The 21,913-nt window shown below is 57.6% G+C and carries 24 protein-coding genes and 1 pseudogene; 10 read left to right on the plus strand and 15 right to left on the minus strand.

Annotated elements, in window-relative coordinates; all coding sequences use genetic code 11:
- Positions 1–128: 128 nt before the first annotated feature.
- From CPter91_RS08480 to CPter91_RS08500, 4 genes are all read right to left on the minus strand, one after another.
- Positions 129–548 (minus strand): hypothetical protein, encoded by a 420-nt coding sequence (locus tag CPter91_RS08480; protein WP_061939289.1) that lies wholly within the window; start codon positions 546–548, stop codon positions 129–131.
- A gap of 98 nt (positions 549–646) precedes the next feature.
- A complete protein-coding gene (locus CPter91_RS08485) occupies positions 647–1,021 on the minus strand; it encodes a hypothetical protein (protein WP_061939291.1) in 375 nt (124 codons plus the stop codon).
- A 133-nt stretch (positions 1,022–1,154) separates the two neighbouring features.
- Positions 1,155–1,469, minus strand: coding sequence for a DUF6678 family protein (locus CPter91_RS27565; protein ID WP_050808441.1), 315 nt, complete (start codon positions 1,467–1,469; stop codon positions 1,155–1,157).
- 634 nt (positions 1,470–2,103) lie between these two features.
- Positions 2,104–2,652 (minus strand): hypothetical protein, encoded by a 549-nt coding sequence (locus CPter91_RS08500; protein ID WP_061939295.1) that lies wholly within the window; start codon positions 2,650–2,652, stop codon positions 2,104–2,106.
- A gap of 371 nt (positions 2,653–3,023) precedes the next feature.
- Between CPter91_RS08500 and CPter91_RS08510 the strand changes: the two genes are divergently transcribed.
- Positions 3,024–4,189 (plus strand): IS3 family transposase gene (locus CPter91_RS08510; protein WP_417924847.1). Its coding sequence is split into 2 segments (ribosomal slippage): positions 3,024–3,276 and positions 3,276–4,189, totalling 1,167 coding nucleotides; the frame shifts between segments, so codons are not numbered across the junction.
- 61 nt (positions 4,190–4,250) lie between these two features.
- Here the strand turns inward: CPter91_RS08510 and CPter91_RS08515 are convergent.
- From CPter91_RS08515 to arr, 3 genes are all read right to left on the minus strand, one after another.
- Entirely contained in the window at positions 4,251–4,685 is a 435-nt protein-coding gene (locus tag CPter91_RS08515) for an SgcJ/EcaC family oxidoreductase (RefSeq protein ID WP_061946006.1), read from the minus strand.
- 118 nt (positions 4,686–4,803) lie between these two features.
- Positions 4,804–5,067, minus strand: a complete 264-nt coding sequence (locus tag CPter91_RS08520) for a hypothetical protein (RefSeq protein ID WP_061939299.1) — start codon at positions 5,065–5,067, stop codon at positions 4,804–4,806.
- A 127-nt stretch (positions 5,068–5,194) separates the two neighbouring features.
- A complete protein-coding gene (gene arr / locus CPter91_RS08525) occupies positions 5,195–5,650 on the minus strand; it encodes an NAD(+)--rifampin ADP-ribosyltransferase (protein ID WP_061939301.1) in 456 nt (151 codons plus the stop codon).
- A gap of 217 nt (positions 5,651–5,867) precedes the next feature.
- Between arr and CPter91_RS08530 the strand changes: the two genes are divergently transcribed.
- The gene (locus CPter91_RS08530) at positions 5,868–6,929 is read left to right on the plus strand and encodes a COG3904 family protein (protein WP_150119652.1); all 1,062 of its coding nucleotides are present in this window, start codon (positions 5,868–5,870) and stop codon (positions 6,927–6,929) included.
- Positions 6,930–6,936: 7 nt separating this feature from the next.
- Here CPter91_RS08530 and CPter91_RS08535 read toward each other — a convergent pair whose 3' ends face one another.
- Positions 6,937–7,857: a LysR family transcriptional regulator gene (locus CPter91_RS08535; RefSeq protein WP_061946008.1), complete on the minus strand. Its 921-nt coding sequence runs from the start codon at positions 7,855–7,857 to the stop codon at positions 6,937–6,939.
- Between the two features lie 170 nt (positions 7,858–8,027).
- Here CPter91_RS08535 and CPter91_RS08540 point away from each other — a divergent pair, with 170 nt between their 5' ends.
- The 3 genes from CPter91_RS08540 to mmsB all read left to right on the plus strand — a co-directional run bounded on the left by CPter91_RS08540 (position 8,028) and on the right by mmsB (position 11,811).
- The gene (locus CPter91_RS08540; protein WP_061939305.1) at positions 8,028–9,263 is read left to right on the plus strand and encodes an ABC transporter substrate-binding protein; all 1,236 of its coding nucleotides are present in this window, start codon (positions 8,028–8,030) and stop codon (positions 9,261–9,263) included.
- A gap of 78 nt (positions 9,264–9,341) precedes the next feature.
- Positions 9,342–10,841, plus strand: a complete 1,500-nt coding sequence (locus tag CPter91_RS08545; protein WP_061939307.1) for a CoA-acylating methylmalonate-semialdehyde dehydrogenase — start codon at positions 9,342–9,344, stop codon at positions 10,839–10,841.
- A gap of 76 nt (positions 10,842–10,917) precedes the next feature.
- Positions 10,918–11,811 (plus strand): 3-hydroxyisobutyrate dehydrogenase, encoded by an 894-nt coding sequence (mmsB, locus tag CPter91_RS08550; RefSeq protein WP_061939309.1) that lies wholly within the window; start codon positions 10,918–10,920, stop codon positions 11,809–11,811.
- 81 nt (positions 11,812–11,892) lie between these two features.
- Here mmsB and CPter91_RS08555 read toward each other — a convergent pair whose 3' ends face one another.
- A complete protein-coding gene (locus CPter91_RS08555; RefSeq protein ID WP_061939311.1) occupies positions 11,893–12,882 on the minus strand; it encodes a M14 family metallopeptidase in 990 nt (329 codons plus the stop codon).
- Between the two features lie 62 nt (positions 12,883–12,944).
- Positions 12,945–14,261 (minus strand): MFS transporter, encoded by a 1,317-nt coding sequence (locus CPter91_RS08560; RefSeq protein WP_061946010.1) that lies wholly within the window; start codon positions 14,259–14,261, stop codon positions 12,945–12,947.
- Between the two features lie 3 nt (positions 14,262–14,264).
- On the opposite strand from CPter91_RS08560, the gene CPter91_RS26865 reads away from it, so the two are divergent.
- Complete coding sequence (locus CPter91_RS26865; RefSeq protein ID WP_167595142.1) at positions 14,265–14,423, plus strand: hypothetical protein; 159 nt, start codon at positions 14,265–14,267, stop codon at positions 14,421–14,423.
- Between the two features lie 95 nt (positions 14,424–14,518).
- Here CPter91_RS26865 and CPter91_RS08565 read toward each other — a convergent pair whose 3' ends face one another.
- Together CPter91_RS08565 and CPter91_RS08570 are read right to left on the minus strand one after the other, a co-directional pair.
- The gene (locus tag CPter91_RS08565; protein WP_061939313.1) at positions 14,519–15,433 is read right to left on the minus strand and encodes a LysR substrate-binding domain-containing protein; all 915 of its coding nucleotides are present in this window, start codon (positions 15,431–15,433) and stop codon (positions 14,519–14,521) included.
- A gap of 66 nt (positions 15,434–15,499) precedes the next feature.
- The gene (locus CPter91_RS08570) at positions 15,500–15,787 is read right to left on the minus strand and encodes a helix-hairpin-helix domain-containing protein (protein ID WP_099047178.1); all 288 of its coding nucleotides are present in this window, start codon (positions 15,785–15,787) and stop codon (positions 15,500–15,502) included.
- Positions 15,788–15,893: 106 nt separating this feature from the next.
- On the opposite strand from CPter91_RS08570, the gene CPter91_RS08575 reads away from it, so the two are divergent.
- A complete protein-coding gene (locus tag CPter91_RS08575) occupies positions 15,894–16,328 on the plus strand; it encodes an Rrf2 family transcriptional regulator (RefSeq protein ID WP_061939315.1) in 435 nt (144 codons plus the stop codon).
- Positions 16,329–16,603: 275 nt separating this feature from the next.
- A complete protein-coding gene (locus CPter91_RS08580) occupies positions 16,604–17,851 on the plus strand; it encodes an MFS transporter (protein WP_082792691.1) in 1,248 nt (415 codons plus the stop codon).
- 58 nt (positions 17,852–17,909) lie between these two features.
- On the opposite strand, the pseudogene CPter91_RS08585 reads toward CPter91_RS08580, so the two are convergent.
- Positions 17,910–18,831, minus strand: a pseudogene (locus tag CPter91_RS08585) (EamA family transporter).
- Between the two features lie 113 nt (positions 18,832–18,944).
- On the opposite strand from CPter91_RS08585, the gene CPter91_RS08590 reads away from it, so the two are divergent.
- The gene (locus tag CPter91_RS08590) at positions 18,945–19,436 is read left to right on the plus strand and encodes a MarR family winged helix-turn-helix transcriptional regulator (RefSeq protein WP_099047179.1); all 492 of its coding nucleotides are present in this window, start codon (positions 18,945–18,947) and stop codon (positions 19,434–19,436) included.
- 242 nt (positions 19,437–19,678) lie between these two features.
- Here CPter91_RS08590 and CPter91_RS08595 read toward each other — a convergent pair whose 3' ends face one another.
- Positions 19,679–20,248, minus strand: coding sequence for an elongation factor P (locus CPter91_RS08595; protein WP_061939317.1), 570 nt, complete (start codon positions 20,246–20,248; stop codon positions 19,679–19,681).
- A 138-nt stretch (positions 20,249–20,386) separates the two neighbouring features.
- Complete coding sequence (gene earP, locus CPter91_RS08600) at positions 20,387–21,541, minus strand: elongation factor P maturation arginine rhamnosyltransferase EarP (RefSeq protein ID WP_061939319.1); 1,155 nt, start codon at positions 21,539–21,541, stop codon at positions 20,387–20,389.
- A 112-nt stretch (positions 21,542–21,653) separates the two neighbouring features.
- On the opposite strand from earP, the gene CPter91_RS08605 reads away from it, so the two are divergent.
- Positions 21,654–21,896, plus strand: a complete 243-nt coding sequence (locus tag CPter91_RS08605; protein WP_061939321.1) for a hypothetical protein — start codon at positions 21,654–21,656, stop codon at positions 21,894–21,896.
- The last annotated feature ends 17 nt before the right edge of the window (positions 21,897–21,913 follow it).

Consider the following 21,913-nt stretch of genomic DNA (forward strand, 5'->3'; position numbering starts at 1 on the left):
GCTTGGCCGTGTTATCGAAGTACACCAGCGTTGTTCCGCATTCCCAGATGGGCGTAATGGGTTCACAACCAACGCACTACGAGCAAGCAAGTCGGCGTCACCTTCAAAACCACCAAAATTGGCCGATATTAACTGAAGTACTCCACGATTTCTTTATCATCCTCAATCATGTGGTCAGTGATGTGGAATACATCATTAATCCACTCATGTGCCAGCGCTTCTGTGCGGTCAAGTATCCGGCCTAAGAAGGTCACATGGCTCCAGGGGGAGTCTCTCGCATCAACCAAGCCAACTTGGAAATTGTCGCCATTCATCCAAATCTGGAATGGGAATGCCAACCTGGCTTCAGGGCCGACCTCATCGCTGCCCCACTCGCCTAAGCTGATTATGCCGCTGAGACGCTTCTCGCTGTGCCCATGCGTATATTGTGCATAGTAGACTGCGAACGCATCGTCATCTTTGTATACAAATCGTGTCAGTCTGACTATCGCATTTTGGCAGCAATTACAGACTGACTCGGTCGGCTCCTCAAATTCAATTCTTAGCATCGATGTATTCTCAACGTAGTGGCATATTCAAAAATGTCATACTCGATAATTGACCAAACAAAGAATGAACAATAACTACTCGCTGGTTGCGGGCTTAATTAGCGCGACCATTTGCCAGGCATTGGGGGATCTATTCTTGATCCCGGTTCTTGGCCGGTTTCGATGAAATTAAGTACGTACTGCAGCGCCATCTCAAGTTCATCTTGGTTGCACCAATATTCATCCATTGTGCCAAAACTGGTGTAACGAGAACGATTGAATCCATCTTCAATGTCGTTGTACCAAATCACTGTCGTGCCGATAATGGCGACTATCCAGAACCCGTTTCCAAGTTCTCCGTAGGATTTTTCTTCCCACTTATGCGGCGAGACACGTATCGCCTCCCACAATCTCGCTTGCTGTGGATTCATGCGAATTTCGGCGGCGTTGATTTTGTCCCATAGTGATGCTTCGGAAATTGGTTCCCAGTCCATATTTTTTCTAAACGGTGTCCAATTGAGATGATGTCACATAGATGAAGGTAAATGCGCAACAAATCACAGGTGATCGTTGTTGTTAAATAGCGGTCAATTTCATCGGTCGATCATGGACGAGTTCCGTCGTGGGCTATAGATATTCAACATGCGTGCCACGAGGTACGTAGCCGAAGATTTTGAATCCTGTCTCTGTCGTGACGCCAGGCACATGCACTGAGCGGAGCACCCGCAGAACAGCCTCATGCTGGGCCGCGGACGTCACGGAAATCTCAACCCACTCATCCTCTTCGTGGTGTCCATAGAAGTGGTGGAACCACTCCCCATCCCACGCACTGACGTATCCGCTATGCAAATTACGCACGCGAAACCGAGGTGATGGCGTGCCGAGCCCGATCATACCGAGCCTCAATTCCTCCCACTTCGTGTTGTTCATGACAGGAGACATATAGAGCGCCTAGTTGATGGCGGACACGAATGTCCGCAACGCCGATTTGCGCCTTTGAGACCTTTGGCCTATGCCCATTCTGTGACCCACGAAAAGCTGATTACTGGCTTTAATTGTAACGAGAAAAAACCAATACCAGGTTGCTGAAATTTGAGAAATAGGACTTCTCTTTGGGCATTGCACTCTAGGTTCCAATCGACCACGCCCTTCAAGTTAAAATCTGCACGAAGCGTATCGTTGTGCCACCACCTGAATGATATCTCACCATCATCAGGCGCAATGATGGCGATTATCCGATCACAGTTGCGAACCGACACAAATTTCGCGCCGTAACACCACCCCACCTCAGGGTTAAGTATCTCGGGCTCAGCTTCAAAAAAACCTAGGTACTCAGTGAGTTCAGGACGATCTGACATAGAGTTCTAACGAATATGCAGTAAAAAGGGGGGGGGCGTTCATCGTGTCGCAAGTCAAATATCATAGCCGCATTAGAGGACTGCTATTGGCCGTTTTGAGCCGATCGCAACTGGTTGATTTCGCTCTGTGGAGGACACTCACGTTCTAATAAAATGCGTCGTTATACTCTATTGGCTGGCGGGTTGCTTTTTCACTTGGTGTCGATATTGGCACGGATTTATTCTGATTTTTTCTCCAACCCCTCCGGCCTCATAGCAAGGATCGCCCCAAGTCCAATACCAATGGCGATAACGAGAACCAAAAAGAAGAGATCTTCTCGAAAAGGGGGTAAAAAGCCGGTTAAAGCAGCTGGAAGCCGATCTTTTAAATGAGAAGTGATTAAGGGGAGAGTTATGCATGTAAAAGAAATTGCTGAAACGCCTCCTCCAAGCGCACAAGACATGGTAACTCTGGACATTTTCTTCTCAAACTGCAGCTTTCGCTGACTAGCTATTATTCTTGATGCAAGCCAAAACAAAAATGCTGCAGCGAATGTTGGTGCTAGCGTAAAAATCCAGCTTCCGAACGGCGCCCCGACAATCGCACCGAACCACCATAATAATGGAAGCATCATGCTGCCAATTAGGAGGTCTACAATATTTCCTTTAAATGCTCCTCCTGTTCCTATATAGAGGACAAACAGCAACGGTCCCATTAGAACCGGCCCGAGGCCGAAGAAGACGGAAAGGACGAGTCGCAGGCTAGGAGGTTTCACAGCTTTGATCATTGAATTGATGTATGCGTATCCATGATGTGGAAATACATGACGAATGTTGACACACATAAATTGCCACAGCAACATCGAATTGGACGGGTGCGTCTGGGGCTGCTTCTGGCCGAGGCTGTGTAAAAACGTAGAGATTTTTAACCGATTTAAAAATCGTCTTCTCAGATCGAGCTGTATTCGATTTTCTCGGTATCGGGATGGGTCTTCCCTACCCACGATTTTTTTGCGGATTTGAGTTTTTACACAGCCTCGGCCGATAGAAGACAACTACTTCCGATTCGAAGCGGGCATCCGCTATGAGCCTGTGCGTTGAGGTAGCCTGACATTTTCGGACACTTCTATTTGATAAACTTATCAAAGGGAGAACTGAAATGAAATTGAAGACGTACACGCCGGAATTCCGGGCTGAAGCGGTCAAACTGGTGTTGGCACAAGGGCTATCGCTAGAAGAGGCGGCGCAGCGGATCGCAATGCCCAAGGGGACACTGGGTAACTGGGTGAGCGCAGCAAAGCGCGGCAATGGAGGCGCTGCGGCGCCTGGCAGTCGAACGGTTCCCGAGCTGGAGGTAGAGGTTGCGAGGTTGCGCAGAGAATTGGCCGAGTCGAACATGGAACGAGACGTGTTAAAAAAGGCCACCGCGTACTTTGCACGGGAGTCGCTGCCCAGTACGCGCAAGTGAACGCCATGCGACCCGACTTTCCTCTGGCCCTGCTGTGCCGCGTTTTTGACGTGTCGCGCAGTGGTTTTTATGCATGGCTGGGGCGCGCGCCTTCACAGCGTATGCGGGACGATGAACGCCTGAAGGTGGCGATCAAGGCTGCTCATGTCCAGGCGCGGGAAACCTATGGGCCACTGCGCATGTGGCCGGAACTGGTCGCGCAGGGGTTCGACACGGGACGCGACCGTATCGTGCGGCTGCGACGGGAACTGGGCCTGCGCTGCAAGCAAAAGCGCAAGTTCAAAGCCACCACGAATTCGAAGCACGGCTTTCCGGTGGCGGAGAACCTGTTGAATCAGACGTTTGCCCCGACGCGGCCTGATGAAGCCTGGGTAACTGACATAACGTATGTATCGACCGGCGAAGGCTGGCTTTACCTGGCGGGCATCAAGGACGTCTTCACATGCGAGATAGTTGGCTATGCGATGGGAGCACGCATGACGCAGGAGCTGACGGCGCAGGCTCTGTGGCGGGCAGTGCGCAACAAGCGGCCAGCACCGGGCCTGATTCATCACTCGGACAGAGGTAGCCAGTACTGTGCTGACGACTACCGGAAGCTGGTCGAGCAGTTTGGCATGCTGCCTTCCATGTCGCGTAAGGGAAACTGCTACGACAATGCCCCTATGGAGAGTTTTTGGGGAAGTCTGAAGAACGAGATGATTCATCATCAGAGATATGCGACCCGTGCCGACGCCGAATCGGCAATCAAGGAGTACATCGAAATTTTCTACAACCGCCAGCGGCGTCATTCGCGCCTTGGCTATATTTCGCCGGCACAGTTCGCTGAGAATTTCAGAAAAACTGAGCTGGCCGCTTGAGACGGAAGTGTCCGTTATTGACAGTACACCTCACGGTGTGGAAGAAATTTTTCCCGCTCGATCATGAATCCCGTCCGTCTCTCAACACGGTTTCTCCGGTGCGTGGATTCGTCAGAGTTACGTTCTCGAGCGCCTTGATTCGCCACTCGGCTGCCTGCCGCGTCAGCACGGCAAGGATCACCGTGTCGACAGCGTGTGGCCCCGCTGGATGAGCCGCTCCGACCGCGAGGCGGCTCCAGAAGTGCATGACTGCCGCGTCGTCGCTAATCGTGACTACATCGATTAGCTCGTTCTCAAGCATGGAATCGCTGTAGATGGTTGCGTGGATGGGCGCATGCAGCTTGACGATCTCATCGACACCGCGCACATAGTGCCCGAACCGATTCACGAACGTCGCATCCTCATGGAACAGTGCTCCGAAGGATTGCATGTCGTGATTGTTCCAAGCGGTTTGAAACGCGTGAAGTGCGTCTTCGGGATGTTTCATTTGATTCATGTGATCCTCATAAGCGTCTATGTGAAAGTACCCAACGTCTGTTTTGGGGCTTACGGTCGAGCGGACAAGGCAAATCCTGTTCGACCACGGATGTCGGCTCATGGCCGGTTGCTGATATTTAGAGAATATTTTCGCTGATTTGAAAATATCCCGCTTCCTTGAGCATCGTCAACAATTCTGCATCTAAACTTTCGTCACTAAGTTCGTGGTTTTTGCCAGGCCCTTTCCAATGCCAAACAAGCTGCTGAGCGAGGCTGTCTAGTTCAACGAATTCATCGCTTACCATTTCCCCGATGTGAATATTTCCAATTGATGGGTCGGCTTTTATCAATCGTTTGAATACAGTGGTCGGTAGCTCTCCGTCAAGAATTGCTTCAAGCATAAGCTCAGTCCATTAAGAAATAATGCAACGTTTTGAACATATATTGAAACTAGGATGCCCGCCTCTGGCTGATTTTCGACGGTAAGCAATTCAGGGCTGAATGATTTGGATTGCGCGCTGGAATTCACTAGTCTTCTATCGGGGCTAAGCCTTTACGCATTTTTTCTTTGAGGCCATCGAGCATCTGCTGAAGCACTTCCGGTGAATGTCCCGTCCAATCATTCACCTTACCGGTGATTCTCACGGGTTGGCGTGTGCGGTAGGATTGTGTAGGGTTACCGGCAAATCGCTTATTTGTCAGATTTGGATCATCCTCAAAAGTGCCTGTGGGTTCGACGATGTAGATGTAACCACGGTCCTCCGCTCCGGCAAGCGAGGTGGACAATTCCGCACCCCAGACAGCCGGCTCTAAGAGGGCAGTGAAATATACGTTGTTTGAGACCCGCCCCTCCTCGAAGTTGGATGCGAAACCTGGCACTAACAGGTCGCCTATTTCGAGACGGTATTTAGTACCATGGTAAAAAGGCCCTTTGACGTTGCTGCAGCTTTCATGCGTGACTGGGTTCCAATCTAGATTGCTCATATGCGCATCTCCTAAAAATTTCATTTTTGGCGCAACGGAAACTTTAATGTGAAGGTCTGCCCTTGACTGTTTTCAGGCAGTTGCATCGCAGGAGTTCCAGATTCGACCTGACACTTGATGCCAGATCAAGTTAGAGATAGTACATATTATTCATGCACAGCATAGTGACATCGCTTATATTTCCAGATAATAAATAAGAGCGGAACTTATGATTTCGATGCTGCGTAATCTTGTTGGCGTTTCGATATTTCTTTGCGCAGCCAGCGCCAGCGCTGCCGCCATGACCGTGCATCTGGATCAGGCGGAGCGCACTGGCGCCGGTGGCCCTGATGCAAGATGGATCATGAGTCTTGCCGGCGAAATCGATGCCGCTGCGCCGGCGCGGGTGAAGGCAGCGCTGGCGCGTACCGGTCCGGCTGGTGTCGAGGTGTACCTCGATTCGACCGGCGGCGATCTGCTGGCCGGGATGGAAATCGGCCAGTTGCTGCGGCAGGCGAGGGCGAATACGCATGTCGGACGCTATATGACTGCTCGCAACGACCAGATTGCCGGCGCTGGGCCGGGCGTTTGCTACAGCGCCTGTTCGCTGGCCTTCCTGGGTGGCGTCTACCGCTATGTCGGCGCGGGTTCGCAGTACGGCGTGCATCGGGTTTCGCGCGCTTCCGGTCCGGCGGCTGGCGATCTCGATACCGGGCAAATCGTTTCGGCCGGCATCGCCCGCTACATACGGGGGATGGGCGTGGGGCAGGGTTTGCTGGATCTGCTGGTGCAGCAGGGCGAGCACGGCATCTACCTGCTGAGCGATGCCGAGATGAAGGCACTGAACGTGGTCAACAACGGCCGCCAGCCGGCCGACTGGTCGGTGGAGATCACCGATGGCGGCGAGTTTTTGCGCGGCATGCAGGATACCGAATACGGGCGCGGCAAAATCGCCTTCCTGTGCGACCAGAACAAGATCCTGATGTTCACTTTTGACCAGGTCGGCGACAAGGCGCCGTCGCTGGCGACAGGCAGCTGGATCCATTCCTTGCTGCTGGATGGCGGCGCGATGGCCTTGTTGGATCCGGACAGCATGGTGGCCGACAAGGGGGAGCTGCAAACCTTTTTCACGCTGACGGCGGAGCAAGCTGGCCGCATTGCTGCCAGCCGTTCCGTCGGCCACGCCATGCGCGCCGCACGCGATGCGCCGGCTTTGGTCGGCTTCAAGGTGGATGTTCCGGCCGCCTCTGCGCAAAAAGTCAGGGCCTTCATCAATCACTGCATGGCTGCGCTGCCATAGCGCGCCGTCAGCCAGGCTGATAGATCATGGCGCGCGATTCGCCCATCAGGAAGGGCCGGTTGGGTTCGATCACTTCGCGCAGATAGCGCCACAGCGCTGCCACCCGCGCCACATTGCGGGTTTCGGTGGCGGCCACCAGCCAGAAAGCACGTTCGATATCGACCTGGCCGTCTAGCACCGGCACCAGATCGTCGCTTTGCTGCGCCAGGAAGCAGGGCAGGATAGCCAGTCCCTGGCCGCTGCGCGCTGCCGTGTACTGGGCGATCACGCTGGTGCTGCGGAAGGCGCGGTGAGCGGCCGGGGCGACATTGTCCTTGTAGCGCAACTCTTCGCTGAACACGAGGTCGTCGACATAGCCGATGAAGGCGTGCTGGTTCAGATCCTGCACGGTCTTGATCGGCGCATGGCTGTCCAGGTAGGCGCGGGTGGCGTACAGCTTGAGCAGGTAATCGGTGAGCTTGGTGACCACGTAGTTGCCGGTTTGCGGCCGTTCGATGGTGACGCCGATGTCGGCCTCGCGCTTGGACAGGTTGACGAAACGCGGCACCGGCAGCAGGTCGACCGTGATATGCGGATGCCGTGCGCAGAAGTGCGCCAGGTGCGGCGCCAGCACGAAGGTGCCGAAGCCTTCCGTGGCGCCGAGCCGGACCTGGCCTGACAGCAGGCGGTTGTGGCCGCTCAGTTCCTCGGCGGCGGCGTACACCGTGCTTTCCATTTTTTCGGCGTATTCGATCAGGCGGTGGCCTTCGGCGGTCAGGGTATAGCCCTGGTTGTTGCGCTCGAACAGCTGGCTGCCGACCTGTTCCTCGAAGCGGCGCATGCGGCGCGATACGGTCGAGTGGTCTATGCCCAGCTTTTTGGCGGCCGCCACCAGCCCCTGGCTGCGGGTCAGCTCCAGGAACACGCGCAGGTTGTCCCAGTCGAGCATGGCGCTTGTCGGTTTCACTTGCTTCTCCTTGCTTTGCATAAATGCAAAGCCATTGTGGATTATTGTCTATTGTCCCAATAATAATGCACATGCAGAATGTCTCTATAGAAAATTTATAAAAACCGGTTCATGTCGCCCATGGCGGCCCGGACCGAAAACAGGAGACAACGATGACAAAGTGCAGGCTGCTTGCAGCTGGTTCGGCCGTGATCTTTTCGTTAACGGGTTTGCTGGCGGGTTTGCTTACCTTCAGCCAGGCGCAGGCCCAGGATAGCGACGTCTACAAGGTCGGCATCCTGACCGACATGTCGGGGCCGTATGCGGCGATGGGTGGATCGGGTTCGGTGGCGGCGGCCAAGATGGCGATCGAAGATTGCATGAAGGCGGAATGCAAAGGCATGAAAATCGAGCTGCTCAGCGCCGATCATCAAAACAAGGCGGACATCGGCGCTTCCAAGGCGCGCGAATGGCTGGACCGCGACAAGGTCGACGCCATCGCCGACCTGACCAATTCCTCGGTGGCGCTGGCGGTGCAGAAACTGATCCGCGACAAGGGCGGCATCGCCATGTACAGCGGCCCGGCCACCACCGTGCTGACCAACGCCGAATGCGCGCCTAACGGCTTCCACTGGATGTTCGACACCTATTCGCAAGCCGCCGGCGCGGCTGCCGCGCTGACCAAGATGGGGCAGAAGTCCTGGTACTTCGTCACCGTTGACTATGCCTTCGGCCAGTCGTTGGAAAAAGATGCTGGCGACGTCGTCAAGAGCCTGGGCGGGACCGTGGTCGGTTCGGTCCGCCATCCCTTGAACGCCAGCGATTTCTCATCCTTCCTGCTGCAGGCACAGAGTTCAAAAGCGCAAGTGATCGGCCTGGCCAACGGCGGCCAGGATACGGTGAATGCGATCAAGGCGGCGCGCTCCTTCAGCATCGGCAGCAAGAACCAGCGCCTGGCGGCCTTGCTGGTGTTCCTGTCGGATGTGCATGCGCTCGGCCTCAACGATGCCCAGGGCTTGGTCTACACCGATGGCTTCTACTGGGATTTCGACAACGATACGCGCGCCTTCTCCAAGCGCTTTGAAGCGCTCAACAAGGGCAGCAAGCCGACCATGGTGCATGCCGGCGTCTACTCCAGCGTGTATCACTACCTGAAAGCCGCGGCCGCCACCAAGTCGCACGACTGGAAGGTCGTGACCCAGAAAATGCGCGAAATTCCTATCCACGATGCCGTCATGCGCAACGCTTCCATCCGCCCCGACGGCCGCGTGATCCATGACATGTATCTGTACCAGGTCAAGACCCCGGCCGAATCGAAAGCACCTTGGGATTATCTCAAGCTGCTGTCGACCATCCCGGCGCAGCAGGCGTTCAAGCCCATGGATGCTTCCTGTTCCCTGACCAAGTAAAAATGCAGTCCGGGCCAGCCCGGATTGTGCTTGTTTTGCATAGATTGTTTTGAGTTCTCATTTTTGAAGGAAGTCATCATGTCGATCCCAAACGTCCCGCTCTACATCGGCGGTAAAACCGTACAGTCCACCAGCACTGAATGGCGCGACGTCCTCAATCCAGCCACCCAGGAAGTAGTGGCGCGGGTGCCGTTCGCCACCAAGGCCGAAGTCGACCACGCGGTCGCCAACGCCAAGCAGGCTTTCGCCACCTGGCGCAATACATCGCTGGCGCAGCGCATGCGTATCATGCTCAAGTTCCAGCAGCTGCTACGTGAGAACATCGCGCCGCTGGCCGAACTGATCACCCGCGAACATGGCAAGACCCTGCCGGATGCCGAAGGCGAAGTCATGCGCGGCCTGGAAGTGGTCGAGCATGCCTGCTCCATCACCTCGCTGCAAATGGGCGAGCTGGCGGAAAACGCTGCCAGCGGCGTCGATGTCTACACCATCAACCAGCCGCTCGGCGTCGGCGCCGGTATCACTGCTTTCAACTTTCCGGTGATGCTGCCGTGCTTCATGTTCCCGGTCGCGGTCGCTTGCGGCAATACCTTCATCCTCAAGCCGTCCGAGCAGGATCCCTCGTCGTCGCTGTTCCTGGTGGAACTGGCGCAGCAGGCCGGCTTGCCGCCGGGCGTACTGAACGTGGTGCATGGAGGCCCGGACGTCGCCAACATGCTGTGCGATCACCCTGACATCAAGGCGATTTCCTTCATCGGTTCGACCAGCGTCGGCACTCACATCTATCGCCGTTCCAGCGAAGCCGGCAAGCGCGCGCAATGCATGATGGGCGCGAAGAACCACTGCATCGTGCTGCCTGACGCCAACAAGGACCAGGCCATCAACAACCTGCTGGGCGCGGCTTTCGGCGCCGCCGGCCAGCGTTGCATGGCGAATTCGATGGTGCTGCTGGTCGGCAAGGCGCGCTCCTGGCTGCCGGAAATCGTCGAACGTTCGCGCGGCCTGAAGATCGGCCCGGGCAGCGATCGCAAGGCAGACCTCGGCCCGATGGTGTCGAAAGCCGCCAAGGCGCGCACCGAGCGCCTGATCGGCACGGGTGTGGAGCAGGGCGCGCAGCTGCTGCTGGATGGCCGCAACTGCCAGGTGGCGGGCTATCCGGACGGTAATTTCGTCGGCCCGACGATTTTCTCCGGCGTGACCGAGAAAATGGATATCTACACGCAAGAGATTTTCGGTCCGGCCATGTGTGTAGTCGAGCTGGAAACGCTCGATGAAGCGATTGCCTTCATCAACGCCAATCCGAACGGCAACGGCACTTCGATCTTCACTTCCTCCGGCTGGGCCGCGCGCAAGTTCCAGAACGAAATCGATGTCGGCCAGGTTGGCATCAACGTGCCGATTCCGGTGCCGGTGGCGTATTTCAGCTTCACCGGTTCACGCGCATCGAAGCTGGGCGACCTCGGTCCTAACGGCAAGCAGGCGGTGCAGTTCTGGACCCAGACCAAGACCGTGACGGCGCGCTGGTTTGCGCCGGATGCGGATGGCGGCGAGATCAACACCACCATTTCGATGAAATGACGAGGCAGCCTGCCGCTGTTATGCATGCAGGTGATAGCGGCAGGCAATGCAAGACCACGCGAGAAAGAGACTTAGCATGAACCACGAAATCGTTTTTATCGGCCTCGGCAACATGGGTTTGCCGATGGCGCTCAACCTGGTCAAGGCCGGCCACAAGGTCAGCGGCCATGACCTGGTCGCCGCCAGCGTCGAGAAATTCGCCGCCGGCGGCGGCAGCACCGGCAACGACCTCGCCGCTGCGGTCGGCGCGGCCAAGGTAATCATCACCATGCTGCCTGCCAGCCGCCATGTCGAAGGCGCCTACCTGGGCGCCAGCGGCATCCTGGCGCAAGCCGCGCCCGGCACTTTGCTGATTGACTGTTCCACCATCGCTCCCGACGCCGCCCGTAAGGTGGCGGCGGCAGCGCGCGACAAGGGCTTCACCATGCTCGATGCGCCGGTTTCCGGCGGCACCGGCGGTGCGCAGGCCGGTACGCTGACCTTCATGGTCGGCGGCTCAGCCGAAGGCTTTGCGGCGGCCAAGCCGTTGCTGGAAAAGATGGGCAAGGCGATTTTCCATGCCGGCGACAACGGCAGCGGCCAGACCGTCAAGGTGTGCAACAACATGCTGCTGGGGATCCTGATGATAGGCACTTCGGAAGCGATCCGGCTGGGCATGGCCAACGGCATGGATCCCAAGGTGTTGTCGGAAATCATGGCCAAGAGCTCGGGCCGCAACTGGGCGCTGGAAGTCTACAACCCTTGCCCTGGGGTGATGGAAAATGCGCCGGCTTCCAAGGACTATGCCGGCGGCTTCGGTGTCGACCTGATGCTGAAGGATCTTGGCCTGGCGGTGGAAAATTCGCTGTCCACCGGCAGCAGCGTGCCGCTCGGTGCATTGGCGCGCAACCTGTACGACATCCACAGCAAGAGCGGCGCCGGCGGCCTGGATTTTTCCAGCATTTTCAACATGCTGGCCAAGGCCGAGTGAGTTGCGGACGATAGCAATCCCGGTTTGAAAAAGCGTTGCTTCCTTGCCGCGGACGAGTACCGCGGCAAGGCGCGACGCCTTTCACTGCCAGTTCTCAAGCGCGCGGGCCAGGCGCATCACAGTGACGCCGGGACCAAGATGGCGCAGCGACGGCATGACGATCACGCAATCGTCATAAGGCGTGACAATTTGCTTGTCGCCGTCACGTGCGATGGCGGTGCCGGCGCGTTCAATCATTTCCAGACCGCGAAAATCCTGCGCGAATTCAAAATCCATCGTGTCGGCGATGACTGCCTGCGTTACCTGCAGCACCTGCTGCAGCGCAGGCGCGGCATGCAGCATGAAATCCTCCAGATCTGCCGCGGCGACCACGCCAGTCTTGCTCAGGAAACGAGACGCCGCATCTAGCGCAACATCTTTGCTGCGCACCGAGAAGTGCTGCCCGGTTTCGATCAGCAAGGCATTCTTCGGGCTGGCAGGATCGCCGAAAGCGCCATAGTCACGCAGCCGCTTGCCGTTGGCATGGCCGCCATCGACGATCACGTGTTCGGGAACGCCGATGTCTGTGGCAAAGCGGATGCCTTTGGCCAGCGGGCCGCTGAGCATCAGCGGCGGCGCCTCTTCATGCATGGAGTGCAGATCGAGCAGGAAATCGACACTGTCGACGATAGGCCGCAACGCGCGCGCACGGCGCAATTCCCGCGAGTCATCGGCACTGTCAAGTCTTGCTGTCGACCAGACGCGATTCATGTCTTCGTCAATGAAGCGGCTTGCATCCGGATTGCCGCTGTCAAAACGGTGATAGGCATCGACGTTGCCAAAGCCGAGCGTTAGGCGGCCTTTTGCCGGACGCAATCCGGATCGCAGCAGCTGGTCTACGGCGATCGCGCCACTGACTTCATTGCCGTGGGTTAGCGCCAGGATCATGGCATGCGGCCCGGCCACGCCGCTGTCGAAAGTATGCATGTAATCGACGCCTGTGTTGCCAGTCTTCCATGCGGCGATATCGGGGAAAACCACCTCGATCGGATATTCATGCAATTTTGCACGAATCTGTTCCAAGGTTTTCATAAAGCGTGCTCCTGTTCGAAAAGCTGAATATATTTGCTGAGTAAAATGAGGGTGCCGCCGGTTCAGGCCGGACCGCGCCGCGCCATCCGGCGGCCCAGCGCAAGCACCGCGGCAATGCTGATCAAGGCTGTCGCCATCACATAAAAACTGGGCGCCAGTTTGCTCTCAGTAAAGGCAATCATCCAGGTGACGATCAGCGGCGCAAAGCCGCCAAACAAGGTGACGGAAAAGTTATAGCTGAGAGCAAGCCCGGTGCCGCGGGTACTGGTCGGAAAAATATCCGACAGCATCGCGGGTATCGGCCCGAGGCAGGCAGCGATCAATATCCCGACCAGGCCCTGGACCAGCATCAAGGTGCCGACCGTCGGCCAGGTTGTCAATAAGAGGAACAGGGGATAGGAAGTGCAGGCAATCGTCAGCATCGCCATCGACAAGACGCGGAAGCGGCCGTAGCGGTCCGACAGGGCGCCAAACAGCGGAGCGCTGATCATCAAGACCAGCCCGGTCACCATCGCGCTGAGAAATGAGGAGGTGGCGGGAATGTGCAATTGTTTTAATGCATAGGTGGGCATATATAATTTATGCACGTAGTTGAATGCGGTAGCGCCGGAAACCACGCCTATGCCCAGCAGCAGATTGATGCGGTCACGCACCAGGACCACTTTCAAAGGCGACTGTTCCGGCTTGGCCGCCGCAATCTTCTTGAATTCCGGGGTCTCATCGATCTGGCTGCGGATATACAGGCCTACCGGTCCGATCAGCAAACCGACGCCAAACGCCAGGCGCCAACCCCAGTCGTCCAGCTGGTTCTCTGTCAGCGTAAAACTGAGCAGCGCGCTGACTCCCGCGGCCAGCACGGTCGCCAGTCCCTGGGTCGACAATTGCCAGCTGGCGAAGAAGCCGCGCCGTTTGGCATCGGCATGCTCGACCATGAATGCCGTTGCCGCGCCGAATTCACCGCCGGTGGAAAAACCTTGCAGCATGCGGGCCACGATCACGATCAGGGGAGAGGCAATGCCGATTTGCGCGTAGGTCGGAGCAAAAGCAATCATTGCGGTGCCGATCATCATGACAAAGATGGATACGGTCAGCGATGCTTTGCGTCCGGCCCGATCTGCATAGGAGCCCAGGACAATGGCGCCCAGCGGACGCATGACGAAGGAAATCCCGAATGTGCCGACGCTTAGCAGCAAGGAAGTGGTTTCGTCCGCCGCCGGAAAGAACAGCTTGCCGATCACAATCGCGAAATAGCCGTAGATCAGCAAATCATAGAATTCGAGTGCGTTGCCGATGCTGGCCGCGCAGATTTCTTTCCAGGGATTGCCTGGTTTGCTGACCGGCAAGCTGCGGGTTTCCAGTGTTCGTGGCTGTGATGACATGCGATGGCTCCAGAATTGTTGTTTTTTGCGTTTCATCTAGTGCGAAAATGCACGATGCGCGCTATTTTTGATTTTCAAAGACTGGCTGGCGGCACGCCGCAGGACGCTCTGACGGCTGCGCCGGCAGAGCGTCCTGCGGCGGATCGCGTCAGCAATTTTTGAAAATTTGAGGAAGTATAGGGAGCGTGCGGCAGTCCGGATTGCCGTTTCGGCACAGGCTTGTGCTTTTTATTGCGATTGTGCTTTGCTGTCTGATGTCACAGCTCATCGACGGCGTCAGCAGAAACGCCCTCCCAGATTGCTTTGACCAGCGCATTGGCATTGCCCCGCATGCGGTAGAGGGAAATATCGAAGCCGATGCGCATGTCAGCATCGCCGACCAGCAGCAGATTGCCTTGCTTTAAATCGTCCTGCACCAGCCGTTGCGGCAACCAGGCCAGGCCGGCGCCACGCTTCGCCATTTCCAGGATCGACTCGTAAGAGTCGGCCTGGTAGACCGTGCGCAGCGACAGTTTTTTCGGCAAGCCGGCCAGATGCCTGGCGAGCACGCCGCGCAGCGTCAGCGACTGCGAAAAGGCCAGCCAGGGAATCGGGGGCGCCGCATCGCCGGCCGGCAAACGGAATTTGGGCTGTCCTTTGGCATCCGAGGCGCTGACCGGCAATAGCATCTCGCGTGCAAGCGCGACGGATTCGTAACGCTGCGGATCAATCAGCAGGCGCGTCGCCGGGCTGGAGTAAATGACCAGCAAATCGACATCCCCACTCGCCAAGCGCAAGATGACCTCTTGCGCGCCACCGGTGCTGACCGAGACTGGAAATGGGCCGAAACGCTGGTTGATCGTTTCATACCAGCCTGGGAAAAAAGTGCTCGCCAAGGTACGGCCAGTGGCGACCCGCAAGATTTCTTCCGGATGCTGAACGGTATCCTGCAATTGCGCCCGGGCCGCATGCAAGACATCGATCGCATGCGTCGCTGCATCGAGAAACAGCTTGCCAGCCGGGGTCAGGGACAGCGGTTGCGTGCGCGCAACCAAGTCTGCGCCCACCCATTGTTCCAGTGCGTGGATGCGGCGCCCGAAGGCCGGATGCGTGACAAAGCGGTTTTCCGCGGCGCGAGAAAAACTGCGTGTCCGAGCCAGTTCAACAAAATCTTCAAGCCAGGTCAATTGCATTTTTACTCTCGTAATACTGGAATATGAATAGTCGTCTTCATCCACGGCGGCAAGCTGCCTGGTCTGCTAGCCTGACTTGAGCAGGCGCTTGCGCTCTGCCGTGTATGACCACCACGGCAGCGGTTCGGCGCCTTCCATGTAGCGCACCGCCGACATGAAGACATCGATCACGCAGGGATCGTGGCGGGCGCCGGTCGTGCTGCATAATTTCTCATACATCTGCAGCGGCGACTGGCCGACCAACTGCCCCGGCTGCAGGATGCCGATACAGCGCAGGTCGGCGGCGCCGGCCTTGCCGATATTCGGCAAATCCTCCAGTGCTATCACTGCGTCTCTCTCCAGGTATTTGGCCATATCGATTCCGTTATTTGGTTGGTGACTGCCAGCGTGCATCGACAGCCCCATAAGCATATATCAAGATATTCGTTGCACGATTATCTGTATGGAATATAATTACAGTATGAAGTCCAGTCGATTTGCCGTCGCGGCGCATATTTTAGTCAGCGTGGAGTACGCCACCAGGGGCGGGGAAGTGTATTTCTCGTCCACGGCGATCGCTGCCAGCGTCAATACTAATCCGGTTTTCGTGCGCGAGCTGCTGCGCAAGCTAAGCAAGGCCAAGCTGGTGGTGACCAAGGAAGGCAAGGGGGGCGGCGTGCAGCTGGCGCGGCCGGCTTCGGCCATCAACCTGGCGGAGATTTACCAGGCGGTGGAGGAGGGGCCGGTGCTGAAGCACAATACGCGTTCGAAAGACCTGTGCTGTCCGGTCAGCTGTGGCATGGACATGGTGCTGGATCCGGTGGTGTCGGAAGTGGAAAGCGCCTTGCTGGATATTTTGCGCGAAAGAAAGTTGTGCGAACTGGTCAACAAGATCGCCGACAAGACTGGAAAATAGGCTGTTTTTTTATGGTTAACTGTATTCTGGTATATTACAGTTAATTTCAGCGGGGGCAGGAAGGATCATTTTGATCCTATTTTTATATTCTTAACTGTAGTAAAAAATAATACAGTTTAATCGTGGCGCATGTGTACATGCATGCCGTGGCCGCCTCGATGCCATTGCAGTGCAGCCGGCGAGCAAGTAGTGAGTCAAGGCCGGCTGGTTTAAATCAATTCGCTTTATTCAGTTTATTAGGCGCTGGTCACGGACCAGGCGCAGGGGAGTTTTACATGGAAAAAAATCTGGCCGCGCTTAGCGCACAAAACGACAGCCTTCTCGATATGCCGGCCCACGTGGCCAGCACAGCATCGCCGCTGCGCTCCTGGCTGTCGGTGGTGTCGGTGGCGATAGGTGCTTTTGCTTTCGTGACGACGGAATTCCTGCCGGTGGGTTTGCTGCCGCAGATCGCCAGCGATCTTGGCGTCTCGCCGGGTACCGCCGGCCTGATGGTGACGACGCCCGGCATCATCGCCGCCATTTCGGCGCCGGGTCTGATGCTGGGGGCAGGGCGCATCGATCGCCGCTTCATTCTGCTGGCGCTTTCCATCCTGTTGCTGACATCGAACCTGGTGTCGGCCTTTGCGCCAAGCTTCGGCATCATGCTGCTGGGCCGGGCCCTGCTGGGGGCGGCCCTGGGCGGCTTCTGGACCTTGGCGCTGGCGACTGCGGGGCGGCTGGTGCGGCAAGAGCATGCGGCCAAGGCGACCGCGATGATACTGAGCGGCGTCACCTTCGCTACCGTGATAGGGGTACCGCTTGGTACCTTCATCAGCGGGTTGTATTCGTGGCGCGCATCGTTCATCGCTACCGGCGCATTGGCTGCGGTGGCGCTGGCGGCGCAAGCTTTTCTGTTGCCGGCCTTGCCGTCAAAAGCAGCGATCCGTTTCAGTGACCTGCGTGCCTTGCTGAGCCGGCCCACAGCCCGCAAGAGCTTGCTGATGGTGGCGCTGGTGTTTGGCGCGCACTTCTCGTCCTACACCTATGTCACGCCGTTCCTGGCGCAAAACAACTTCAGCTTGCCGGCGATTACCTCTGTGCTGCTGGGCTTCGGCTTCGTCGGCTTTATCGCCAACCTGGCGATCTCGACGGCTGTGACGCGTCATCTGCAGGCTTCGCTGTTCGCCATGGTGGCGATCTTGCTGGTGGCCCTGGTGACATTGCCGCTGGTGCATGCGTCACCGGCTGCGGTAGCGGTCATGGTGCTGGCCTGGGGCGTTGCCTTCGGCGCCATCCCGTTGTGCCTCAGCATCTGGCTGCAACTGTCTTCGCCTGATTTGCCGGAAGCCGGTTCGGCGCTGTTTGTCAGCATCGTCCAGGTAGCGATCGCGCTCGGCTCCTTCACCGGCGGTGTGGTGGTCGATGCGGTGGGAATTTCCGCCACGCTGTGGCTGGGCGGTTTCCTGGCGCTGATCAGCCTGGCGGTGATCGCCAGCTTTGGCATGGGCAACAAGAAATTGGCGGAAATACTCGGCAAGTAAGCAGCAAGTAAGTAAGCAGCAAACAAATCGTCAGACCGGCCAAGGCCGCTGCGTCTTGCTAGCTCCGCACCGGGGCGGCGTGGCGCAGCGGCCTTGCTGCATTAGTAGGCGCCGGTTTGTCTGGCGCCGGCCGTGCTGCCCATTGGCCGAGCCAGACACTGGCCAGGATGATCGCCGCGCCCAGTATCTGCAGCGGCGCCAGTTGCTGGTCCAGCACCAGCCAGCCAAGCACGGTGGCAGTCACCGGGCTCAGCAGGCCGAGCGAGGCAGCGGCTGCCGGCTGCAGCCTCTGCAAGCCGCGGAACCACAGCCAGTAAGTGAGGCCGGCGCCGACCAGGCCCAGATAGGCGAAGCCGGCGATGTTTTGCGCGCTCAGCGCAGGCAGCGGGTTCCAGCCACAGGGCCAGCGGCAACAGCAGCAAGCCGCCCGCGCTCAATTGCCAGGCGGTGAAAGTCAGCGGCGCTACCGGTGCGCGCCAGCGTTTGCTGAGTGTGGTGCCGATCGCCATCGACAGCGTGCCGAGCAAGCCGGCGCCTATGCCCCAGGCATCGAGCGCGGCGGCTGGCGTCAATACCAGCAAAGCGACGCCGGCGATGCCGGCGGCGCCGGCCAGCAGCCCCAGGCGGCGCGGCGCCTGCTTGAACATCAGCCAGGAAAACAGCAGCACCAGCAGCGGTTGGATAGCGCCGACGGTGGCGGCGACGCCGCCCGGCAAGCGGTAGGCCGAGACGAACAACAGCGACCAGAAAATGGTGAAGTTGAGCGCGCCCAGCACGAACACGCGCAGCCACCAGATGCCGCTCGGCAGCTGACGCAGCAATACCAGCAGCAACAGGCCGACCGGCAGCGCGCGCAGCATTGCCAGCATCAGCGGATGTCCGGCCGGCAGCAGCTGCGTCGTTACCAGATAGGTGCTGCCCCAGATGGCCGGCGCAATCGCGGTCAGCAGGGTGTCGCCAAGAAGTGAGGGTTTTTTCATGATATATCTCTATATAAACTATCTCTATGTCAAGATAAATACATTTTACAGAAAGATCTCTTGATGTCAAGATATGGTCTTATATCCATCATTATTTGAATAGAGTGTGCGCAATGACAGTGGATAAGGTTGATAAGATTCTTGAGCAATGGCAAAACGAGCGCCCCGACCTAGACAGCTCGCCAATGGGGGTGATCGGCCGCATCAGCCGCCTCTCGCATTACCTGGAGCGCGGGGTGAATGACGGCCTCGAGCCGTTCGGCCTTACCAACTGGTCGTTCGACGTGCTGGCGACCTTGCGCCGGGCCGGCGCGCCATATCGGCTATCGCCGAATGCGCTGCTGCAGTCGCTGATGATTACCTCGGGCACCATGACCAACCGCATCGATCACCTGGAGCGTGCCGGACTGGTCGAGCGCGCCCACAATCCGGATGACCGGCGCAGCGTTCTGATTACCTTGACTGCCGCCGGCCTGGCGTTGGTGGAGCGGGCGGTGGCGGCGCATGTGCGCAACGAGCAGCGCTTGCTGGCGCACATGAGCACCCAGGATCAGGCGCAGCTGGCGGGGTTGCTGCGGCAGTTTCTGCTCGGGCTGGAGTCCTGAGGTCCTGGCGGGCTGCGGCTGTCCGGTTGGTCGGAGAATTTGATAGACTGAACGATCATTCAAATTCCAGGGCCATCTTAATCCTCGGTTGAATTTTTGCGCCGGGTAGAGTGGCAGCGACGAGTTATTGCTAGCTGCCTTTTTTATCGAAATAAGACTGATCGTTCATTCCCGTAAATGAGATGGGCGAAAAAAAACGCTGCGCATGATTGGCAGCGTTTTTTTGTGAGCAGAAGGGGCTATTAAGCGCGCTTCTTGAACTCGTTGGTGCGTGTGTCGATTTCGATCATGTCGTCGGAGCTGACGAACAGCGGCACCATGACGATGTGCTGGTTGGCTTCGATGGCGTTTTCGATCTTGGCTTCTTTCAGGACGTTGCCCGAAGTGTTGCCCTTGACCGCTGGCTCCGAGTACACAACCTGGCGCTGGATGGTGGTCGGCAGTTCGACCGAGATTGCCTTGCCGTCGTAAAACACGGCTTCGCATTCCATGCCGTCTTTCAGGTAGTGCAGGGCGTCGCCCAGGTTTTCTTCTTCGATTTCGTATTGTTCGTAATCAGCGTCCATGAACACGAACAGCGGATCGGCGAAGTACGAATAAGTGACTGGCTTCTTGTCGAGCACGACCACGTCGAACTTGTCGTCGCCGCGGAAAACGTTTTCCATCGGGGCGTTGGTCAGCAGGTTCTTCAGTTTCCACTTGTAGGTGAAGCCCGTGCGGCTCGAACCGTTGACGTCAGAGCGCAGGACGATCATAGGCTTGCTGTCAACCATGATGATGTTGCCGACACGAATTTCTTTTGCTGGTTTCATAGCGAATATACGTAAAAAGTAGGTTGCATAAAAATCATCTGTAGCCTACTGGCAGGAAGCACCGCAAGCCCACGTATGATTGAATTTTAGAATGCGTCAAAAATTAGCCCTATATTTTAACCTATTTTTTCATGCCCCTTACTTAACTGTTTCGACGAACTTGCATAAATTGGCGGCCAGGTCGCCATTTGCCAACAATTGTTGCTCCCAATCAGTGGACAGTCTGGCAATTTCCGGCAGGTCGGCGTCAAGCCGGCGCCATGCCACGTTCCAGTCAATGGTTTCCCCAGCGGCGCCGTTCCATCCCAGGGAGAATGTGACCAGGCTGGAGGTTTTTGCACTGGTGGCTTGCAAGAAGGCGTTCAGCTTGACGTGGTGCAAGTCCTTGTCTTGCGGGTAGATGTGCCAGATGAATGGCTTTGCTGCCCACTGCGCGCGCACGAAGGAATCCTCGCCGCGCACGAAATTAAGGTCGCAGGCCCACAGTAGCTTGTCGTAGTCGGGCTGCGGCACGAAGGGCAGCACGCGCACGGTCAGCGCGCCGCGAGTGGCGCAGACGCCAGCGGTCGCCGCTTGTCCCAGGAAGGCCTGGGCCGCATCGGCGGCGACGCCTTCCGGCACCAGGCAAGTGATGGCCTTGTCGCCGGCTTGCCAGGCCGCGAACAATTCGGTGAGCGGCGCCTGCGGGTAGCAGAACAGGGAAACCTTGGTCGCCGTCATCTCGGCCGGGGTCACGCCGAACTGTCCAAGAAAGGCGCGCATCGCCCCGGCATCCTGCTGGAAAGCCTGGCGCTGCCGCAGCAAGCCGGATTCCAGCAGCAGGCCGCCGGTGCGGCTGGTGAAGCCGGGGAAGAAGAAGTATTTGATCAGGGAGCGCGGCTGCGTCGACGGCAAGGCGTGGCAGCCTTCCACCCATGCTTCCGCGCTCAAGCCTTCCAGGTTCAGCCACACCGGCCGCGGCGCGCGCTCCGCCATGGCCTGGATGTAGCCGGGCGGCAGGTCGCAGGCAAAGAATTCGATGACGATATCGGCCACGTCTTGCGCGGTGAATGCGCCGTCCTGGCCGCGCCAGTGGCGTACGGTGACGCCGCTGACCAATTGCCGTTCGAGGTCGATGTCGACTTCCGGGCAAATCCGCCGGAAGCTGTACAGGTCGTCGACCCACAGGGTGACGGCGATGCCGTGTTCCTGCTCCAGCTGACGCGCCAGGCGCCAGCAGATGCCGATGTCGCCATAGTTGTCGACGACTTTGCAAAACAAGGCCAGCGATGTTTGTGTCTGTTGATGATCCAAGATTCAAATTCCAGCGTGATGAGCTTTTGATGAGGTTTTTTTATTGCCGACGGTTTTGCATTCGGCTGTGTAATGTAATAATGCCGTCCCCGTATGATACTGGACTTGAAAGATGACTAATGAGCGCGACCTGATCGCCAGCCTGACGCTGGCGCTGATCGATCTGGCAGGAGCGGTGGCGCAGATAGCGGAAACCATGCCCGAGCACAGCAAGGCGCAAATCAACGATTCGCTGAACGTGGCGGTGACCAAGCTGGAGCAGGTGGCGCTGGCCATCAGTGATAGCGGCGATGAGGCTGGCGGCGCAGAAGTTCAGGATCAGCTGACGGCCGCCAAGGTAGCGGCGTCAGCCTAGAACCAAGGCAGGCGCTG

The organism is Collimonas pratensis (genome assembly GCF_001584185.1).
Classification (GTDB): Bacteria; Pseudomonadota; Gammaproteobacteria; order Burkholderiales; family Burkholderiaceae_D; genus Collimonas; species Collimonas pratensis.

Excerpts from the sequence above, each read along its gene's own strand:
- mmsB (WP_061939309.1), top strand. The coding sequence starts at position 10,918 with ATGAACCACGAAATCGTTTTTATCGGCCTCGGCAACATGGGTTTGCCG.
- CPter91_RS08485 (WP_061939291.1), bottom strand. The coding sequence starts at position 1,021 with ATGGACTGGGAACCAATTTCCGAAGCATCACTATGGGACAAAATCAAC.
- CPter91_RS08595 (WP_061939317.1), bottom strand. The coding sequence starts at position 20,248 with ATGAAACCAGCAAAAGAAATTCGTGTCGGCAACATCATCATGGTTGAC.
- CPter91_RS08545 (WP_061939307.1), top strand. The coding sequence starts at position 9,342 with ATGTCGATCCCAAACGTCCCGCTCTACATCGGCGGTAAAACCGTACAG.
- CPter91_RS08565 (WP_061939313.1), bottom strand. The coding sequence starts at position 15,433 with ATGCAATTGACCTGGCTTGAAGATTTTGTTGAACTGGCTCGGACACGC.
- CPter91_RS08515 (WP_061946006.1), bottom strand. The coding sequence starts at position 4,685 with ATGAATCAAATGAAACATCCCGAAGACGCACTTCACGCGTTTCAAACC.
- CPter91_RS08480 (WP_061939289.1), bottom strand. The coding sequence starts at position 548 with ATGCTAAGAATTGAATTTGAGGAGCCGACCGAGTCAGTCTGTAATTGC.
- CPter91_RS08535 (WP_061946008.1), bottom strand. The coding sequence starts at position 7,857 with ATGCTCGACTGGGACAACCTGCGCGTGTTCCTGGAGCTGACCCGCAGC.
- CPter91_RS27565 (WP_050808441.1), bottom strand. The coding sequence starts at position 1,469 with ATGTCTCCTGTCATGAACAACACGAAGTGGGAGGAATTGAGGCTCGGT.
- CPter91_RS08540 (WP_061939305.1), top strand. The coding sequence starts at position 8,028 with ATGACAAAGTGCAGGCTGCTTGCAGCTGGTTCGGCCGTGATCTTTTCG.
- CPter91_RS08555 (WP_061939311.1), bottom strand. The coding sequence starts at position 12,882 with ATGAAAACCTTGGAACAGATTCGTGCAAAATTGCATGAATATCCGATC.
- CPter91_RS08560 (WP_061946010.1), bottom strand. The coding sequence starts at position 14,261 with ATGTCATCACAGCCACGAACACTGGAAACCCGCAGCTTGCCGGTCAGC.
- CPter91_RS08570 (WP_099047178.1), bottom strand. The coding sequence starts at position 15,787 with ATGGCCAAATACCTGGAGAGAGACGCAGTGATAGCACTGGAGGATTTG.
- CPter91_RS08580 (WP_082792691.1), top strand. The coding sequence starts at position 16,604 with ATGGAAAAAAATCTGGCCGCGCTTAGCGCACAAAACGACAGCCTTCTC.
- arr (WP_061939301.1), bottom strand. The coding sequence starts at position 5,650 with ATGAGCAATCTAGATTGGAACCCAGTCACGCATGAAAGCTGCAGCAAC.
- CPter91_RS08605 (WP_061939321.1), top strand. The coding sequence starts at position 21,654 with ATGACTAATGAGCGCGACCTGATCGCCAGCCTGACGCTGGCGCTGATC.
- CPter91_RS08500 (WP_061939295.1), bottom strand. The coding sequence starts at position 2,652 with ATGATCAAAGCTGTGAAACCTCCTAGCCTGCGACTCGTCCTTTCCGTC.
- CPter91_RS08575 (WP_061939315.1), top strand. The coding sequence starts at position 15,894 with ATGAAGTCCAGTCGATTTGCCGTCGCGGCGCATATTTTAGTCAGCGTG.
- CPter91_RS26865 (WP_167595142.1), top strand. The coding sequence starts at position 14,265 with ATGGCTCCAGAATTGTTGTTTTTTGCGTTTCATCTAGTGCGAAAATGC.
- CPter91_RS08530 (WP_150119652.1), top strand. The coding sequence starts at position 5,868 with ATGCTGCGTAATCTTGTTGGCGTTTCGATATTTCTTTGCGCAGCCAGC.
- CPter91_RS08590 (WP_099047179.1), top strand. The coding sequence starts at position 18,945 with ATGACAGTGGATAAGGTTGATAAGATTCTTGAGCAATGGCAAAACGAG.
- CPter91_RS08520 (WP_061939299.1), bottom strand. The coding sequence starts at position 5,067 with ATGCTTGAAGCAATTCTTGACGGAGAGCTACCGACCACTGTATTCAAA.